This window comes from Mycobacterium sp. IDUB_24 (assembly GCF_055419385.1).
Genome location: NZ_JBVAXO010000003.1, coordinates 313,114 through 329,225, shown reverse-complemented (window position 1 = coordinate 329,225; position 16,112 = coordinate 313,114). Strand labels below are relative to the sequence as shown.

Sequence of the window (16,112 nt, the reverse complement as noted above, 5' to 3'; positions counted from 1 at the left end):
TGAGTAACAGAGGGGGCGGCCCGCGGACGGCGACCGAGGCGGAGTTCGAAGCGGAGAAGCGCCGGATCTTGGAGGGCTGAGGTCAAGCGGCCCGCGTTGCCAAGCCGGACCGTTGGAATGATCCGGCCGGGACGAACCGTTCCAGTAGTGCATCGGCAGGCTCGCCGGAGAACTCGGTGATCAGCGCCTTGGCGGCGGCCACAGAGCGAAGCGATTCGATGGGCCGTGGATCGTCCAGCAGCCCATAGAGTTTCGAGGCAAAGCGGGGGCTGCCCTGCGCCGCCGCGAAGAACAGGTTGCCGTACTCGGACAGCTCCGGATCGGACAGGAACAACCGGGTCACCAGTTGCGCGGCCCGCGCCCGGTCTGCATAGAAATCCTCGAACGTGCGGCGCAGCCAGGCCTCGTCGAACGGCCCATCGTGTGCGGCCGCCTTGCGGATCAGCGCCGCGGCCTGCACCAGCCCACCCTGGGCGCCCTGGCCGGCGATCGGATCGTAGGTGATCGCGGTGTCACCGAGGGCGGCCACCGGATGACCGTTCGCGGTGTGGCCCACTCCGGTCCGTACCACCTGGGTGACCCCGCCTTTGAGCCATGAGTGTGGATCCGCCTCGATGATCCTGAGCTCACCGACCTCCGGCAGATCCCAGTCGATGTAGTCACGGTGCAATGCGGTGACGACATCGAGCGCGGATTGCGCGTCCTCGGCGCCGGCGAAGCGATGCTCCCACTCGCTGCCGGGGCGGGCCCAGCCCAGAAAAGCCCATGTAGGCCCGGCGTCCTTGTGCAGGTACCCGCCCCACCACGCCTCGCCCTGATCGGAGACCACCGTCAAGGCGCTGTGGCGGCCACCGGCGCTGCTGCGATGGGCGAAAACCTCAGGCCCGTAAGGTAACCCGGCCAAGGTCACGGTCAACAGGCTGCGCTGGGGCCGATCGTATGCAGATCGCTCGGTGTCGACAGGAAAGAGCGAGGACAATCCGCCGCGCCCGGTGGCAACCAAGGTCAGGTCGGCACCCGCGGCGATCCCGTCCAGTCGCTCCGGATCGACGGCCTCGACCACGAACCGCCCACCCCGCTGCTGGAACAGGGTGAGACGGTCGTCGGCCTTGAGCCGGGTATCCACCGCGACCCCGACGAACCCGTCGAAATCGACGTCGAAGGCGATCTCCTCCGACCGGTCCGGGCCTGAACCGTCGACCACCCGCACACTTTCGCCGGTCGACGTCGGGGCGGTGGCCAGGTAGGTGTTGAGGCCCAGCGACTCCTCGGCCCGCTGGGTTTCCCCGAAGATCAGGGCGGTGCCGGTGGCGGGAACGTCGTCACGCAAGCTGCGCTGATCCCGGGCGCTGTAGAGGGTGACCTCAAACCCGTTGTCCAACAGCCCGAGAGCTGCGGTCACCCCGGTCTGCCCGGCGCCGATCACTGCTGCGGTACGCCCATCCGAACTCGTCATGGTGCCACTATGGGCGCGCTGTTGCCTGCCGGTAAGGAACTGGCTCAGCGTGATCGCAAACGGCGTCAGTGCCCGCGTGCCACCCATTCGTCGTAGTGGACGATCTCGTCGCCGATGGTGGTCGTGTCGCCGTGGCCGGTGTAGACGACGGTCTCGCCGGGCAGCAGGCCCAGCCGCTTCGAGATCGAGTCCAGGATGGTCGGGAAGTCGGAGAACGACCGTCCGGTCGCACCCGGCCCGCCCTGGAACAGGGTGTCGCCCGAGACCACCGCGTTGAGCTCGGGGATCGACCAGCAGACCGACCCGGGAGAGTGCCCGGGGGTGTGCAGGGCATGCAGTTCGATGCCACCGGCCCGCAACACGAGACCGTCCTCGACAGTACGAAACTCACTGTCGGGGTGGACGACTCGCCACAACATCTCGTCGGCCGGGTGCAACAGCACCGGGGCATCCAGCGCCTTGCCCAGTTCGGGTGCGACGGTGATGTGGTCGTTGTGGCCGTGTGTGCAGACCACCGCGACGACGTTGCGCCCGCCTACGGCCTCGATGATCGGGGCAGCGGTGTGGGCCGCGTCGAACACCACGACATCTTTGTCGTCGCCGACGACCCAGATGTTGTTGTCGACGTCCCAGCTGCCGCCGTCGAGTTCGAAGGTGCCGCTGGTGACTACTCGCTGGATCTGAGCCGGCCCGGTCACTTCAGCACCACCACGGACCGCAGCACCTCACCCGAGTGCATCTTGTGGAACGCATCCTCGATCGCGTCGAGGCCGATGCGCTCGGAGACGAACTTCTCCAATGGCAGCCTGCCCTGCAGGTACAGGGAGATCAGGGTGGGGAAGTCGCGCTCGGGCAGGCAGTCGCCGTACCAGGAGGACTTCAAAGATCCGCCGCGGGAGAAGAAGTCGACCAACGGCATCTCCAGCGTCATGTCCGGGGTCGGGACGCCGACCAGCACGACGGTGCCGGCCAGGTCGCGTGCGTAGAAGGCTTGCTTCCAGGTTTCGGGGCGGCCGACCGCGTCGATCACGACATCGGCGCCGAAGCCGTCGGTGAGGTCCTGGATGGTCGCGACGGCATCGAGCTCACGGGCGTTGATGGTGTGGGTGGCCCCGAAATCGCGGGCCCAGTTCAGCTTCTTGTTGTCGGTGTCGACGGCGATGATCTTCTTCGCTCCGACCAGGGCGGCACCGGCGATCGCGGCATCGCCCACGCCGCCACAGCCGATGACCGCGACGGTGTCGTCACGCGTCACCGCACCGGTGTTGATCGCCGCGCCGAGGCCGGCCATCACGCCACAGCCGAGCAGGCCGGCCACCGCCGGGTCGGCCGCCGAATCCACCTTGGTGCACTGACCTTCGTGAACCAGGGTCTTGTCGGCGAACGCGCCGATACCCAGCGCCGGGGTCAGCTCGGTGCCGTCGGTCAGAGTCATCTTCTGGGCGGCGTTGTGGGTGTCGAAGCACAGGTGCGGGCGACCGCGCTTGCAGGCGCGGCACTCACCACACACCGCGCGCCAGTTGAGGATCACGAAGTCACCGGGTTCGACGTGGGTGACGCCCTCGCCGACCGATTCGACAGTGCCGGCGGCCTCATGCCCCAGCAGGAACGGGTATTCGTCGTTGATGCCGCCCTCGCGGTAGGTCAGGTCGGTATGGCACACGCCGCAGGCGATGATGTCGACCACCACCTCGCCGGGACCCGGATCGGGGATGACAATGTCGACCAGTTCGACGGGCTGCTTCTTGCTCCGGGAGATCACACCACGCACTGTCTGAGGCATGCTTATAACTTAATGCAAACCGGACAGGTGTCCAATTGCCGGCCGGATGTTGTCGTCGACCGAATCTCGGGCCGGCGGAGCGTCCTCGCGTTACCGTGGGTTGTGGTCGACGATCGAACCCAACTGCTGGTAGTCGCACGCTCGGCGTATCGGCGAAATGACTGGCGTACCAGCTACGAATCCTTCAGCCGCGTCGACGGAGTGCAGGCCCTCGACACCGACGATCTTGCCGTGTTCGCCTCCGCGGCCTGGCGGCAGGGGCACGGCCGCGAATCCGTGCGGATCAACGAACAGGTGCACACGCGACTGCTGCGCACCGACCCGGTGCAGGCTGCGATGAAGGCAGCAGAACTCGGCCTGGCCTGGCTGGCCCGTGGGCATGTCGCGCTGGCCGGAAGTTGGGGCCAACGGGCGCAGGTGCTGCTCGACGGTGTTCCGGAGACCACCGCGCACGGCTACCTGACATACCTGCTCGCAGCGACGGCGGCCGATACCGGAGATGACGAGCGATCCGTCACTGCGACAGCACGGTTGGCTGCCATCGCCGAGCATCTCGATGATGCGGCACTGGGCACGTTGGCGCGGGCGCTGGGCGGCATGGCGGCCGTCGCGGCCGGCGACTCGACCGGGTACCGCGCCCTGGATCAGGTGCTGCTGCCGGTGCTCGACGAACCGGTCCCGGTGGAGTGGGCGGCAGACGTGTACCGCCGAGCGTTGAACCTGGTGCACGGGCGGGGTGCCGGTGAGCGGGTGTCGTCCTGGACGCAGTCGATGCAGCGGTGGTGTGAGGCCACCGAACCGGAATCGACCCAGTCGGCCTACCGTGCGGTCTGCGATGTGCACCGGCTCTCGGCGGTCGCCGACGGCGATCCGGGGGAGTTGGTTCGGCGGGCGGTCGGCCTGCGTCGCCTGGTCGTCGACGTGGACGCGGTGGCAGCGAGCATGGTCGAGGAATTGCTTTCCCGGAATCTGGGTCGGGCCCGATAGATTTTGCGGGTGATGAGCCCGATGAACGCTGCCGATGTTCTCGACGTGATCGATACCTGGCCGGTCGACTCGGCGGCCGCGGCCGTGGTCGGCCCGTCCGGGGTACTGGCCAGCCGTGGCGACGCGAGCAAGGCCTTCACGTTGGCCTCGGTGACCAAACCGCTCGTGGCCCGGGCCGTGCAGATCGCGATCGAAGAGGGCGCCGTCGAACTCGACACCCCGGCCGGCCCGCCCGGTTCGACGATCCGCCACCTGTTGGCGCACGCGTCGGGGGTGTCCATGCGTTCGGCCGAGGTGCTGGCGCGTCCGGGGCAGCGTCGGATCTATTCGAACTACGGTTTCGAACTGTTGGCCCGCGCCGTCGAGGAAGCCGCCGACATCGAGTTCGCCGGCTATCTGACCGAAGCGGTGTTCGAGCCGCTGCAAATGTCCACATCCACGTTGTTGGGCGGGACGCAGGCAGCCGGGTTCGGCGGCGTGTCGACTGTTGCCGACCTGGCGATGTTCGCCGCTGAGTTGCTTCGTCCGGCACTGGTGTCACAGCAATTGCACGACGATGCGGTGACGGTGCAGTTTCCCGGGCTCGATGGGGTGTTGCCGGGGTTCGGGGTGCAACGCCCCAATGACTGGGGACTGGGGTTCGAGCTCCGGGACGCCAAATCTCCGCACTGGACCGGCTCGGCAAACTCTCCGCGCACGTTCGGGCATTTCGGCCAATCGGGCACGTTTCTTTGGGTGGATCCGGCCGCTGACCTGGCCTTGGTGGTGCTCACCGACCGCGACTTCGGGGACTGGACCTACTCGCTGTGGCCGGCAATATCTGATGGTGTCCTGAGAGAAAGCGGGACAGACTAGCGCAACACTGGCCACACAAGGCACAATAGACACGCGCGGCACACACAACTGCATGCTCGATCGGAATACCAGGCCGTTGGGGAAGACGTCCCTCGTATCCGAAGGAGTAGCAGATGCGTGCGTCGAACCAGTTCGCCGACGCGGCGACGGGCGTGGTGTATGTCCATGCCTCACCCGCGGCGGTATGCCCGCATGTTGAGTGGGCGTTGTCGTCGACCCTGTCGGCGCGGGCCAACCTAAAGTGGACTCCGCAAGCGGCCATGCCCGGCCAGTTGCGCGCGGTCACCAACTGGGTTGGGCCCGTCGGCACCGGGGCGCAGTTGGCCAATGCCCTGCGCTCCTGGTCTGTGCTGCGCTTCGAGGTGACCGAGGACCCCAGCGCCGGAGTGGACGGGCACCGCTGGTGCCACACCCCCCACCTCGGTCTGTGGAGCGGCGCGATGAGTGCCAACGGGGACGTGATGGTCGGCGAGATGCGGCTGCGGTCCCTGATGGCCGGCGGCGCCGACATGTTGGCCGCCGAACTCGACACCGTGCTGGGTACCCCGTGGGACGAGTCACTCGAGCCCTACCGCAACGGAGGTGACGGCGCCGAGGTGTCGTGGCTGAACCGGGGCGTCGGATAGCTCGTCAGCTGCGCGCCCAGAGGCAGTAGCCGCTGAGCTTCGCTGTGAACATGTGGTCGCTGATCTCGATGGTCAGCGGTTGGCCCGGTTCGGCGCTGAAAGTCTCGGGCTCCGACGTCTCGCCGGCGCCCAGGACATCGACAACATCGGCACTGCAATGGGCCTCGGCGGTCTGCGGGGTCGCCGTCCAGGTGCCTGCTGCGGCTTCCGGATTCCGTCGGCCCTGCCCGTGCAGGATCATCGGCGCCGGGCCGGTCGTCAGCCAGCGGTCCGACGACGGGTACGGACCACCGAACACCTGCCAGGTCCCGGTAGTGCATTGCAGCAGGCGCCGGTTGTTGCCGAGTTGTCCGGGCTCGGCCAGAGTCAGTGCACCGGCCAGGTTTTCGGTGCATGACGAGTCCGGTTGCGGCGCGGTGGTGTCGGGTGGACCGGGAGGCGCCGGCTCCGGATCGGCGTGAGCACACGCGCTCGTGCTGAGTGCGGCAGCCACGATGATCACCGCCCCGCCCGACGCAAACACCCGGTACATGGCCCTACACCGAGACCGTCTTCATCGATGCCAGGTCGGTCTGCATCAACCGGACGTTGTAGTCACCCCAGTAGGACAGGTTGTAGTACAGGTACTGCGAGTTGTCCTCGACCACATTGCCGTTGGCATCGACGGTGTTGAAGTAGTCGGTGCCCGACATCGGGTGGACCATCGGCGCGTACATGCCGGTGTCGCTCGTCAGGTTGTTCTTCACCAGCGTCGTGGTATCCGACCATTCACCCTGCGGCGAGTCCGACACCCGCATCACCACGTTGTTACCGCCATCGGTGTAGAGCACGACGTACTTGCCCAGATACTCGTTGTACTGCACCGACATCTCGCTGACATTTCCGTTCGTGGGCAGACCGCCGACCCAGATACCGTTCGCGACCTTGGTGAACAACCCGAAGGTGAAGAAGTCCGCGACCCGGTAGACGGTCGGCAGGAAATCGGTTCGGCTGGAGCCGAACACCGGGGCTGCCGCCGACGGGTCACCGGTCACCCATTGCCCGGCACCGCTGGAATCCTCACCGGCGAAGTACTCATAGGCGTCCAGGTTGGTGATCTGATCCTTTTGTACCCGTGCCACGTAGGCCGAGCCCTGCCTGCCCGATGGCGTTCCGTACACATAGACGTACGGATCGGTCGGGTCGTCCGACATCACCAGCGCGTTCTGCTGGAAATGCTCGTCGCCGGGGACGTAGGCCGGCCCTGCGCGGAACCAGCCCGAGGAACGCACGGTGTCGCGGTCGACGGTCCAGGTCTTGCCGCCGTCGTCGGAGTAGGCGATCGCGGAGTAGTTCGTGGTCCAGCTGCCCGGGTTGTCCCAGGTGCGGATCGACATCACGGTGGCGTACTGCCGGTAACCGCCTTCGGCGCCAGGCTTTTCGATCGCGATCGCCGACGTCGGGATCATCGTGTAGGTCTGGCCGAACAGCCCGTTGAGGCCGCCTGGGTCGTAGATGATCTGTGAGGCGCCGGCGGCCGAGCCCCCGGTGCCGTACCACTGATGAACCCCGGCGGGGTCGCCGGGATACTGCGCCCCGGCATTGATCACGGCATCGCTGAATTGGAGACCGTTGGACAGATTGGTGTCGGCGGTGCGGAACAACACGTTGTTGCGCCAGTCGCCGGCCATGCCCGGCTCGCTATAGGTATCGCCGAACAAGGCGTAGACGATCGGTTTTCCGGTCACCGGGTCGGTGTAACCGCTGTTCCACATGATGCCGAGGTCTGTGCCCGCGACGTACCAGTGGTCGGTGACGCCGGGGCCGGTGACCCACCCGAGCTTGGTGGTGTAATCGGCCAAAGACGACGGGACCTGAGGTTTGGGCGTCAGGTCATCGGTCTGCACCGCCGCATTGGGAGTGGCTGCCATCGGCTGGATCTCGCCCTCGGCCACCACCGACGCGGCGTCGTCGGCCGAGACCACGCGTGACCCGATCGGATTGATCGACCGCTCGAATTCCCTTCGCGTCCACGCCATCATGGCCCAGAGCGCGGGGGACTGGCCGGGGGCGACCGGGCTGGTTCCCGCACCGAACGGTGACAGCCCCGCGACGCCCAGCAATGCTGAGATCACCGGCGTGGCGGTGACTTTGGGGGCTGTGGTCGGCGCGGCCGGGACGACGGACTTCTCCGGCACGACGTCGGGGATGTCGAACGTGGTGACCTCGGTGCGCAGCGTGGAGACGACGTCGCGGCCGCGTTGGGCGACGTTTTCGGTGGCGTCGTCGAGGCGTACCACCACGGTGTTGGGACGTTGTGCGCGCCGCAGAGCGGGTGCAGAGGTCGCCGCTTCCGGGACGATCCGGGCGGTATCGACCTTGTCGGGCTTCTGGCCGGTGCCGGCCTTTGTCCCGGCATCAAGGGCATCGGTGAGGGTGCCCTGAATCTTGCTCCGGGGCTTGGACGTCTGGTTCCGCAGCGGCGTGCGGGCGGAGGCCAGGCGGCTCTGCGTCTGCTTGATCGCGTCACCGACGTCGTTCAGGCCGGACTCGACGTCCTTGCGGATCCGCTCGCCGATCTTCGACACCGCGCCGGACGGAGTGGTCGCCGGCTTCTTGATGCTCGACGGTTTGCCCGGGTTCTGCTTCGTTCCTGAGTTCGAGGTGGAGCCGTCGGAGCTTCCCGCCGTCGAATTGCCGGTACCGCTGGGTCCGCTTTCGGCCCAGGCGATTCCGGTCCCGGAAGTCAAGGCCGTGCCGATGCCGAGAGCAACGGCCAGCGCGCCGACGCGGCCGATGTATTTCGTCGATTCCATGACGCTCCGTACCAGTCCACTCAGTCACAACCCCGGCCCGAACGAAACGTACCGTGTGCCGTTCACGGTGTCGGGCAAACACGCCGAATCGCAGGAAGAGGGCTTGATGCGTGGCTCGCCGTCACCGGATCCGGTAGTGGGCGGGGTCCGGTTCGGACAGCATGCGGGTGAGGGTGGCCCGGTCGAACGGCCACAGGTCGATGGTTCCGGCGTCGGTGAAGTACCACGAATTGCACCCGGTGTTCCACACCGTCGGACCGAGCCCGTCGGCGACCGCGGTGTTGAACTCGTCGGTGGCCTCCTCGGTGACCTCGACCTCGGACAGTTCCGCGTTTTCAAATCGCTTGAGCCAGGCCACGATGTAGCCGGCGGTGCGCTCGGCCGAGTACTGCAAAGGGATGGACCCGGTCGGTGAGTTCGGGCCCAGCACGGTGAACAGGTTCGGAAAGCCGGGGATCGCTGTCATGCGGTAGGCCCGTGGGCCCTTGACCCACGCATCGTCGAGGGTGAGGCCGTCGCGGCCCACGATATTCATCGGCCGCATGTAGTTGTGCGCCTGGAAACCCGTGGCCAGCACCGCGACATCGACTTCGTGGTGCGTGCCGTCAGCGGTGCGGATTCCCGTCGGGGTGAATTCCTGGATGGGTTCGTCGACCAGTTTGGCGTTGGGGCGTTTGATGGCGCGGTAGTACGTGCCCGAGACCACCTGTCGTTTACACAGCGGTTCATAGTCCGGAGTGAGTTTTGCCCGCAGTGCGGGGTCACGGACCTGGACGGCCAGACTCCATCGGGCATAGGACTGCACCAACGTGCGTCGCCACGACGGGGTGGTGACGACGTCGGCAAGGATGTTGGCTCCCCACTGCAGTCGCCGGAACAGAAAGTCATGCCATCCCGGCCGCCGGCGGAGCACCCTGGCGATCACCGACGACTGCCGCAGCGACATCGGCGCCCACAGGATCCACTGCGGCGATCTGGCGAAGTGCAAGAGAGTGCGTGCGTTGGGCTGCAAGGCCGAAACAACCTGCACGCCAGTGGATCCCGTGCCGATCACGGCGATACGCCGGCCGTCGGTCTTTACCGTCGGGTCCCACCGCGCGGTGTGCACGATCGGTCCGCCGAAGGTGTCCATACCGGGAATGTCGGGTATCGACGGGTGGTGCAGCACCCCGGTGGCGCAGATGACGAAATCGGCTGTCAGGGTGTCGCCGTCACTGGTGGTGAGCGTCCACGACGTGGTGCTGCTGTCGTAGCGGGCCTCGACGACTTCGGTGTTGCACCGCAGATGGGCGTCGAGTCCGAATCGTTCCATGACGTCGCGGTGATAGCGCTGGATGTCCTGCCCGCCGGCCCAGATGTGGCTCCAGTCCGGTTTGGGCGCGAACGAGAACTGGTAGATCTGCGACGGGACGTCACAGGTGAGGCCCGGGTAGCGGTTCCAGTGCCAGACTCCGCCGACATCCGAACCCTTTTCCAGGATGGTGAAATTCGTGAACCCGGCTTGCTTGAGCGTGTATGCGGTGGCGATGCCGGCCATCCCCGCTCCGATGATGACGATGCGGACCTCGCGGCTCACCGAGCGTCCTCACTGACTGCGAGCGCACGTCGGACTGTGAAAGGTGTGGTGCGCATCGATGCCTCGAACGCCGACTGTCGTCGGCTACGCCGCATGAAGTGTGAACCCAGGCCCGCGAGGTCGTCAGCGTCGGGCCGGATGACGACGACCTGCGCGCCGCGCGCCCGCACCGCCGCCACTTCGCGGTCCAGCCCGACCGACATCGGCCGGCGCAACAGTCGATGCTCCAGCCTTCCACCGAGTCCCGGTGCACGCGTACCTGGTTCGGAGGCCATTGGGGTGATCACGTAGATGGTCTCGGCATCATCGGAGGCGATCAGATCGACCGATGCGGTCGATGCGGCGCCGCCGTCTACGAACTGGCGGCCGCCGATCGTGACCGGGGGCATCCAGCCCGGCACCGCCCAGGACGCGCGTAGCGCTTCGCCCGCGGTGGCCTCCGGTGCGCCGGGCGCCCCGAACACGACACGCTCGCCACGCTGGTAGTCGAAGGCGACCATCCGGATGCCAGGGTGTGTCAGCCACCCCGCTGGATCGGAGAACCCGTCGGCGAGACGCTGCAACCAGTCCGCGTTGCCGCGCCCAGCGGGAGCGATGCCGGTGGCGGCGGCCAGGCCCCGTTGACTCCCGAGCAGGCGCGGGTTGAGCAGTCGGGGCGCCGGGATCGGCGGCATGCTGGACGGCGTGTCCGCGACATGCCGGCGCAGGCGCTCGTCGGTGGAGGTGCCGCGGTGCATCGCGACGAGATCGTCCACTGTGGCGCCGCCGCCCAGCATCGTGACGAGCTCGGCGCCCGCCGAAGTGCCTTGCAGCACGGCGGTGTCACGCGGATCCCACCCGGTCTGTTCGGCCAGGGCGTGCAGCGCCGCGACCGTCCACGCGCCTCCGATGGTGCCACCGCAACCGATCACCACTGCCCTCGTCATGGAGTCACCCCGGAATCGGGCTGCACGGCATGGGCTTTCGACTGCCGGTCGATGCGCTGCAGGTACGTGGACCGGCCCTTCTCGTCGAGGGCGGTCAGGGCACGGCGGTCGTCGATCCTGTCTCGCACCGCGCGCTGGATCGCCTCGGGTACCAGGGCGTCGACAAGGGCCCACCCGGGGGCGACCCAACCTGGGACCGACGTGCGGGCGGCCCGGCTCCGCAGGGTCTTGAGGATCGCTCGCGCGACGTCGTCGGGATCCACGGTGGGGAGACCATTTCCGAGCCGCACACCCGAGGTGAGCTCGGTGCGAACCGCCGACGGCAGCACGGCCGACACGGAGACCCCGGTGCCTGCGTACTCGCGACGTGCCGCCAGCGAGGCGCCGAGTGCGGCGAACTTGCTGGCGTTGTAGGTCACCATGCCCGGGATCGGGATCATGCCCGCCATCGACGCCACATTCACGACGTGACCACAACCACGGTCCACCATCGACGGGACGACGGCGCGCATGCCGTTCAAGACGCCACGCACGTTGACGTCGAGGATCAGGTCAGTGGTGGCCTCGGGTTCGGCAGCGAACGCGCCGAGCGGCATGACCCCGGCGTTGTTGACCAGGATGTCGATGCCGCCTGATTCGCGGACGGCGTCCGCGACGAATCGATCCCACGACGACCGCTGCGTGACATCGAGATATGCCGCCCGGCAGCGGGGGATACCGGCCGCGGTCGTCGCGGCCACATCGGCATCGACATCGCCGATCCACACGGTGGCGCCGCGGGCGGAGAACAGCTCCGCCGTCTTGGCGCCGATGCCACGCGCCCCGCCGGTGACGATGACCACCGCCCCGTCCGCCAACCCCTGCCGCTGTGAAAACCGCACGTCATTCCTCCCCTTGAGTCGCCTCACGACCGTTCGCATACTGACGGTATCCGAATACTTTGAGTTAATTCAATACCCAAAGTCCGCTCCGAACTATCATCAGCGAATGCCGCGGCTGACCAGGGCTCAACGCCAGGAACAGACGCGAGCCGAACTGTTGGAGGCCGCCAAACAGCGCTTCCTGCGCCACGGGTACGCCGCCACCAGCCTCGAAGACATCGCCGATGACGCGGGCTACTCAAAAGGCGCGGTGTACTCCAACTTCGGCGGCAAGACCAACCTGTGCCGTGATGTGCTCGAGCTGATCCACCGCGAGAAGTTCGCCGAGATGGCCGAGCTCGCGATATCCGACGCGGAGCTCGACAATCGCGTGGAGGCGTTGAGCGCCTGGCTCGAGCGCACCGCAGGCGATGTCGGCTGGACCATGCTCGAACTCGAATTCGCAGTGCTGTCTCGGAACAATCCCGAGCTTGCCGAGATGATCACGGCCCTGCGCGACGAGGCCGCGCAGATGGTGATCGACGTGCTGCAGTCGATGTCGGCAGAGCTGGGCCTCACCGAAGCGCAGATGGCGAACAACGACGTCGCGGCGAGCCTGGCGGATCTCGGCAACCTACTGCTCAGTGCCGGCATCGGCCTCGGCATCCAGCGGGCCATCGACCCGACGGTGCCTGCTCGGCCGTTCACCGACGCTTTCGGCCATCTGATGAAACTGCTTGCCGCCCTTGGGGCGCCGAGGTAAACCGAAGGAGTTGGGATGGCATTACCCGCCGCCGCACTGTCAACACGACGGCCCAGCCGCAGATCCCGCGCGTGCTATGCGATCGCTCGCCGAACCCTTCTCGTACAGATACGCAGATCGGTTGCCTACCAAGGGGATCGATCCGCAGAGGATCGCCTCTCCGCGATCGGTCGTCGCATCAACGCGCTCGCGCGGCTCCAGCGCCTTCGCCCGCGGCGGGGGTTGCGGGTCAGCCGTATCACGCTCGGTCATGTCACGATCGAGTCCGTCCGGACAGCCGAGTCGGCTCACCGCCCGCTTTCCGACGGCGCCATCCTGTACCTGCACGGCGGGGGGTTCTTTCTCGGCGGCTTCGACACCCACTCGCATGTCGTGGTCGCACTCGCTCGACAGACGCAACTTCCCGTGGTGCACGTCGAGTACCGTCAGCACCCCCACGTGACGGTCGACGAGTCCGTCGCGGACTGCCTACGCGCCTACCGCTGGCTGTTGGACCAGGGCGCGGAGCCGGCCAAGACGGTCATCGCAGGCGATTCGGCAGGTGGATTCCTCGCGTTCGCAACTGTTCTCGCCGCCCAGGAGCAGGCGCTGGATGCGCCGGCCGGCGTCATCGGCATCAGCCCGCTGCTCGAACTCGACGGTGAACGCCGCGCCGGCCATCCCAACTTCACTGCCGATCGGATGGGGATCGGACTGGCCCTGCCGATGGTCGTCGGATGCGTCGGCCCCAAGAACTCTGACCACCACGCGCTGTCCCCGGTCAACGGCGTACTCACCGACTTTCCGCCCAGCCTGATCATCGCGGCGGAGTCCGAGGCTCTGCGTTGCGACGCCGAACGCATGCATGAGATGCTGACACAAGCCGGCCGGTCGAGCACCCTCAAGCTCTGGCCAGGACAGCTCCACGCTTTCCCGGCGTTCCTGCCGTTTCTGCCGGAGAGCCGTGAGGCCCGCGACTACATCGTGGAGTTCATTCAGGACTGTTTGGGCACGAGCAAGCGCAGTGCCCCCGGCACCGCTGACACCGTGACCGGCAACGGGAGGGCGAAATCCCCGTCGGCGTAGGCATTGATACTTGGGGAGCTGCCCGGGCACTCGACATGAATTGTCTTGGCACGCTTGGTCGTCACCTCGTCGAGGTCGACGTGGGTGCCCTTGAAAACGGTCGGGAACAGGCGCACCAACCTGGTGCGGGACGCCGAGGTGATCATCGTGACGTCGAGCAGTCCGTCCGAATGGTCGGCGCCCGGGCAGATCAACATGCCGCCGCCATAGCTGCGGGTGTTGCCGAATGCCGCCAGGGTGAGGTCGGTGCGGATCTCCGGGCCGTCGTCGAATGCGAGACGGAACGGCAGCAGTCGTAGCCTCGAGATCTCGGCGACCATCGCCACGTTGTAGCGCATCCGGCCGTGAGGCCAACGCATCCGATTGGTCCGGTCGCTCACCAGCGAATCGAACCCGGCGGCCATCACGGTGCCGAACCACTTGACTGCGCCGGCGACGTCCTCGATGCGGCCGAGATCGACCGTTTCGGTGTGGCCATCGGCCACGATGTCGGCCGCCGCCTCGGGATCGCCTGTCGGCAGACGATATTCGCGGGCATGGTCGTTTCCCGTCCCGGCGGGGACGATACCCAGCGGGACATCGCCTTGGGCCAGCGCCTGCAGGGCCAGCGAGATCACCCCGTCGCCGCCGACCACGACAAGTGCGTCGGTGCCGCGGTCGAGTGCCTCATCGACCAGACGGCGGGCATGCGCGGCGTCGGTCCCGACGATCGCGCACACGTCGATGCCGCGCCGCTGGAGCTGTGCGACTGCCCGCTCGGCGGCATGCGGCGCATTGCCGTGTCCCGACATGGGATTGGTCAGAACAGTGACCCGATTCACGGAATCAGCTTGCCCGGGTTGAGGATTCCGGCCGGATCCAGCGCGGCCTTGACTGCGCGCAGTACCTCGGCGCCGAGATCGCCGATCTCCTCACGCATCCAAGGGCGGTGATCCGCGCCGACGGCGTGGTGGTGGGTGATGGTGCCGCCGCCCCGCACCATCGCGTCGGAGGCCGCGGTCTTGGCGGTGTGCCACTGCTCGATCGGATTGCCGCGCTGGGCGGCGACGACCGTGAAGTAGAGCGAGGCGCCGGTGGGGTACACATGCGAAATGTGACACATCACCAGGGCCGGCGTGCCCGATTCAGCGAGCGCGGAGGTCAGGGCGCCGGTGACCGCGGCCTTCAGCGTGGCCAGGTTGGACCACGTGGTGGCGGTCTCCAGCGTCTCGCACAATGCGCCCGCGGCCAGGAGCGAATCGCGTAGATACGGTGCGTTGAACCGGCCGTGTTCCCAAGCCCGGGCCGGCGCGTCACCCAGTGAGGTGCCGCCGTGGGCTTCCATCACCGCGCGAGTCTCCTCATGGCGGCTTTCGGCGTGCGCCGCGGTGCCCTCGAACAACGTGATGGCCAGGCAGCCGCCGGTGATGCTCTGCTCGCCGATGCTATCCGTCGTGGCCAGGTTCACCCCGGTCTCGACCTCGTCGGAAAGCCGGATCACCGTGGGGCCGGTGCCGGTCTGGGTGACGGACCGCAGAGCCTCGGCTCCGGTGGCGAAATCAGGGAAGGACCAGGCCTCGTAGCGCGTGGTTTCGGGCACCGGATGCACCCGGACCCGGACCCGGGTGATGACGCCGAACACGCCCTCCGAGCCGAGAAGTAGCTGACGCAGGTCCGGTCCGGCTGCCGAGGCCGGAGCGCGACCGAGGTCCAGCGTCCCCGCCGGGGTCACCGCGCGCAGGCCGCGGACCATATCGTCGAAGCGGCCGTAGCCGGCCGAATCCTGCCCCGAGGAGCGGGTCGCGGCGAACCCGCCGATCGTGGCGAACTGGTAGCTCTGCGGAAAGTGGCCCAGTGAGAAGCCTTGTGCGCCAAGCAACGCCTCGGCCTGGGGCCCGGTGACGCCCGCGCCGAGTTCGGCCTCACCGGTCACCTTGTCGAGACTGTGCAGCTCGTCGAACCGGCGCAGGTCGAGCGCGACAACCGCGGTGAAATCACCGCGCAGCGGATCGAGGCCACCCACCACGCTGGTCCCGCCACCGAACGGGACGACCGCGATCCGGTGTTCGGTGCAGTAGGCCAGGATTGCGGCGACTTCGTCTTCGGTAGCCGGGAGCAGCACTGCATCGGGCGCATCCTGCATGGCGGAACCGTTGCGGCGCAACAGGTCCAACGTGGACTTGCCCCCGGCGTGCAGCAGGCGGGACATGGTATCGGTACCGCAGTGCGGTGCGCCGACGATGGCGGCGAGTGCCTCACGATCGCCGTCGGGCAATGCCGACGGTCGCAATTGCACCTGCTCGGGTGCCGGCTCTGCGACCGGCGCGCTGTCGACGCCCAGCGCCTGCTGCAAGAGAGCCCGGATTCCGTCGGAGAGCGGCTTGGCTGCCTGTGGGTCGCCCCAGGCATTCCATTTCATCGGAGGCAGAAACTGTTCGGCC

At 67.2% G+C, this 16,112-nt stretch carries 15 protein-coding genes; 5 read left to right on the top strand and 10 right to left on the bottom strand.

All coding sequences use genetic code 11. The features are described 5' to 3' along the window. Positions 1 to 82: 82 nt before the first annotated feature. The 3 genes from ACZYZF_RS14085 to ACZYZF_RS14075 all read right to left on the bottom strand — a co-directional run bounded on the left by ACZYZF_RS14085 (position 83) and on the right by ACZYZF_RS14075 (position 3,239). Positions 83 to 1,456, bottom strand: coding sequence for a styrene monooxygenase/indole monooxygenase family protein (locus ACZYZF_RS14085; protein ID WP_463746632.1), 1,374 nt, complete (start codon positions 1,454 to 1,456; stop codon positions 83 to 85). 65 nt (positions 1,457 to 1,521) lie between these two features. Then, the gene (locus ACZYZF_RS14080; protein ID WP_463746633.1) at positions 1,522 to 2,154 is read right to left on the bottom strand and encodes an MBL fold metallo-hydrolase; all 633 of its coding nucleotides are present in this window, start codon (positions 2,152 to 2,154) and stop codon (positions 1,522 to 1,524) included. Then, positions 2,151 to 3,239: an S-(hydroxymethyl)mycothiol dehydrogenase gene (locus ACZYZF_RS14075; protein ID WP_463746634.1), complete on the bottom strand. Its 1,089-nt coding sequence runs from the start codon at positions 3,237 to 3,239 to the stop codon at positions 2,151 to 2,153. The genes ACZYZF_RS14080 and ACZYZF_RS14075 overlap by 4 nt, the downstream gene beginning before the upstream one ends. Positions 3,240 to 3,341: 102 nt before the next feature. Between ACZYZF_RS14075 and ACZYZF_RS14070 the strand changes: the two genes are divergently transcribed. The 3 genes from ACZYZF_RS14070 (at position 3,342) to ACZYZF_RS14060 (ending at position 5,707) form a co-directional block, all read left to right on the top strand. Then, positions 3,342 to 4,226 carry a chemotaxis protein CheY gene (locus ACZYZF_RS14070; protein ID WP_463746635.1) on the top strand — a complete coding sequence of 295 codons (885 nt, stop codon included), beginning with the start codon at positions 3,342 to 3,344 and terminating at the stop codon, positions 4,224 to 4,226. 21 nt (positions 4,227 to 4,247) lie between these two features. Next, on the top strand, positions 4,248 to 5,081 hold the full coding sequence (locus ACZYZF_RS14065; RefSeq protein WP_463746910.1) for a serine hydrolase domain-containing protein: 834 nt from the start codon (positions 4,248 to 4,250) through the stop codon (positions 5,079 to 5,081). A 113-nt stretch (positions 5,082 to 5,194) separates the two neighbouring features. Further along, on the top strand, positions 5,195 to 5,707 hold the full coding sequence (locus ACZYZF_RS14060) for a DUF3145 domain-containing protein (RefSeq protein ID WP_463836014.1): 513 nt from the start codon (positions 5,195 to 5,197) through the stop codon (positions 5,705 to 5,707). Positions 5,708 to 5,711: 4 nt separating this feature from the next. Here ACZYZF_RS14060 and ACZYZF_RS14055 read toward each other — a convergent pair whose 3' ends face one another. The 5 genes from ACZYZF_RS14055 to ACZYZF_RS14035 form a co-directional block, all read right to left on the bottom strand. Beyond that, positions 5,712 to 6,239, bottom strand: coding sequence for a hypothetical protein (locus ACZYZF_RS14055; protein WP_463746636.1), 528 nt, complete (start codon positions 6,237 to 6,239; stop codon positions 5,712 to 5,714). A 4-nt stretch (positions 6,240 to 6,243) separates the two neighbouring features. Next, positions 6,244 to 8,502 (bottom strand): DUF4185 domain-containing protein, encoded by a 2,259-nt coding sequence (locus tag ACZYZF_RS14050; RefSeq protein ID WP_463746637.1) that lies wholly within the window; start codon positions 8,500 to 8,502, stop codon positions 6,244 to 6,246. Positions 8,503 to 8,623: 121 nt separating this feature from the next. Next, a complete protein-coding gene (locus ACZYZF_RS14045) occupies positions 8,624 to 10,078 on the bottom strand; it encodes a flavin-containing monooxygenase (protein ID WP_463746638.1) in 1,455 nt (484 codons plus the stop codon). Continuing rightward, positions 10,075 to 11,004, bottom strand: coding sequence for a patatin-like phospholipase family protein (locus ACZYZF_RS14040; protein ID WP_463746639.1), 930 nt, complete (start codon positions 11,002 to 11,004; stop codon positions 10,075 to 10,077). Before ACZYZF_RS14040 ends, ACZYZF_RS14045 begins: the two co-directional genes overlap by 4 nt. Continuing rightward, positions 11,001 to 11,885: an SDR family oxidoreductase gene (locus ACZYZF_RS14035; RefSeq protein ID WP_463746640.1), complete on the bottom strand. Its 885-nt coding sequence runs from the start codon at positions 11,883 to 11,885 to the stop codon at positions 11,001 to 11,003. Before ACZYZF_RS14035 ends, ACZYZF_RS14040 begins: the two co-directional genes overlap by 4 nt. Positions 11,886 to 11,991: 106 nt before the next feature. Here ACZYZF_RS14035 and ACZYZF_RS14030 point away from each other — a divergent pair, with 106 nt between their 5' ends. Both ACZYZF_RS14030 and ACZYZF_RS14025 read left to right on the top strand, forming a co-directional pair. Further along, positions 11,992 to 12,627: a TetR/AcrR family transcriptional regulator gene (locus ACZYZF_RS14030; RefSeq protein WP_463746641.1), complete on the top strand. Its 636-nt coding sequence runs from the start codon at positions 11,992 to 11,994 to the stop codon at positions 12,625 to 12,627. A 222-nt stretch (positions 12,628 to 12,849) separates the two neighbouring features. After that, positions 12,850 to 13,692 carry an alpha/beta hydrolase gene (locus ACZYZF_RS14025; RefSeq protein WP_463746642.1) on the top strand — a complete coding sequence of 281 codons (843 nt, stop codon included), beginning with the start codon at positions 12,850 to 12,852 and terminating at the stop codon, positions 13,690 to 13,692. On the opposite strand, the gene ACZYZF_RS14020 is transcribed toward ACZYZF_RS14025, so the two are convergent. Then, positions 13,602 to 14,513, bottom strand: a complete 912-nt coding sequence (locus ACZYZF_RS14020) for a diacylglycerol kinase (RefSeq protein ID WP_463746643.1) — start codon at positions 14,511 to 14,513, stop codon at positions 13,602 to 13,604. The genes ACZYZF_RS14025 and ACZYZF_RS14020 overlap by 91 nt on opposite strands. Then, positions 14,510 to 16,090, bottom strand: coding sequence for an FAD-binding oxidoreductase (locus ACZYZF_RS14015; RefSeq protein WP_463746911.1), 1,581 nt, complete (start codon positions 16,088 to 16,090; stop codon positions 14,510 to 14,512). The genes ACZYZF_RS14020 and ACZYZF_RS14015 overlap by 4 nt, the downstream gene beginning before the upstream one ends. Positions 16,091 to 16,112: the final 22 nt, after the last annotated feature.

What these genes read in the sequence shown, in the direction of transcription:
- ACZYZF_RS14050 (WP_463746637.1), bottom strand. Translation starts at nt 8,502, where the DNA reads ATGGAATCGACGAAATACATCGGCCGCGTCGGCGCGCTGGCCGTTGCT.
- ACZYZF_RS14060 (WP_463836014.1), top strand. Translation starts at nt 5,195, where the DNA reads ATGCGTGCGTCGAACCAGTTCGCCGACGCGGCGACGGGCGTGGTGTAT.
- ACZYZF_RS14055 (WP_463746636.1), bottom strand. Translation starts at nt 6,239, where the DNA reads ATGTACCGGGTGTTTGCGTCGGGCGGGGCGGTGATCATCGTGGCTGCC.
- ACZYZF_RS14085 (WP_463746632.1), bottom strand. Translation starts at nt 1,456, where the DNA reads ATGACGAGTTCGGATGGGCGTACCGCAGCAGTGATCGGCGCCGGGCAG.
- ACZYZF_RS14030 (WP_463746641.1), top strand. Translation starts at nt 11,992, where the DNA reads ATGCCGCGGCTGACCAGGGCTCAACGCCAGGAACAGACGCGAGCCGAA.
- ACZYZF_RS14015 (WP_463746911.1), bottom strand. Translation starts at nt 16,090, where the DNA reads ATGAAATGGAATGCCTGGGGCGACCCACAGGCAGCCAAGCCGCTCTCC.
- ACZYZF_RS14065 (WP_463746910.1), top strand. Translation starts at nt 4,248, where the DNA reads ATGAACGCTGCCGATGTTCTCGACGTGATCGATACCTGGCCGGTCGAC.
- ACZYZF_RS14075 (WP_463746634.1), bottom strand. Translation starts at nt 3,239, where the DNA reads ATGCCTCAGACAGTGCGTGGTGTGATCTCCCGGAGCAAGAAGCAGCCC.
- ACZYZF_RS14040 (WP_463746639.1), bottom strand. Translation starts at nt 11,004, where the DNA reads ATGACGAGGGCAGTGGTGATCGGTTGCGGTGGCACCATCGGAGGCGCG.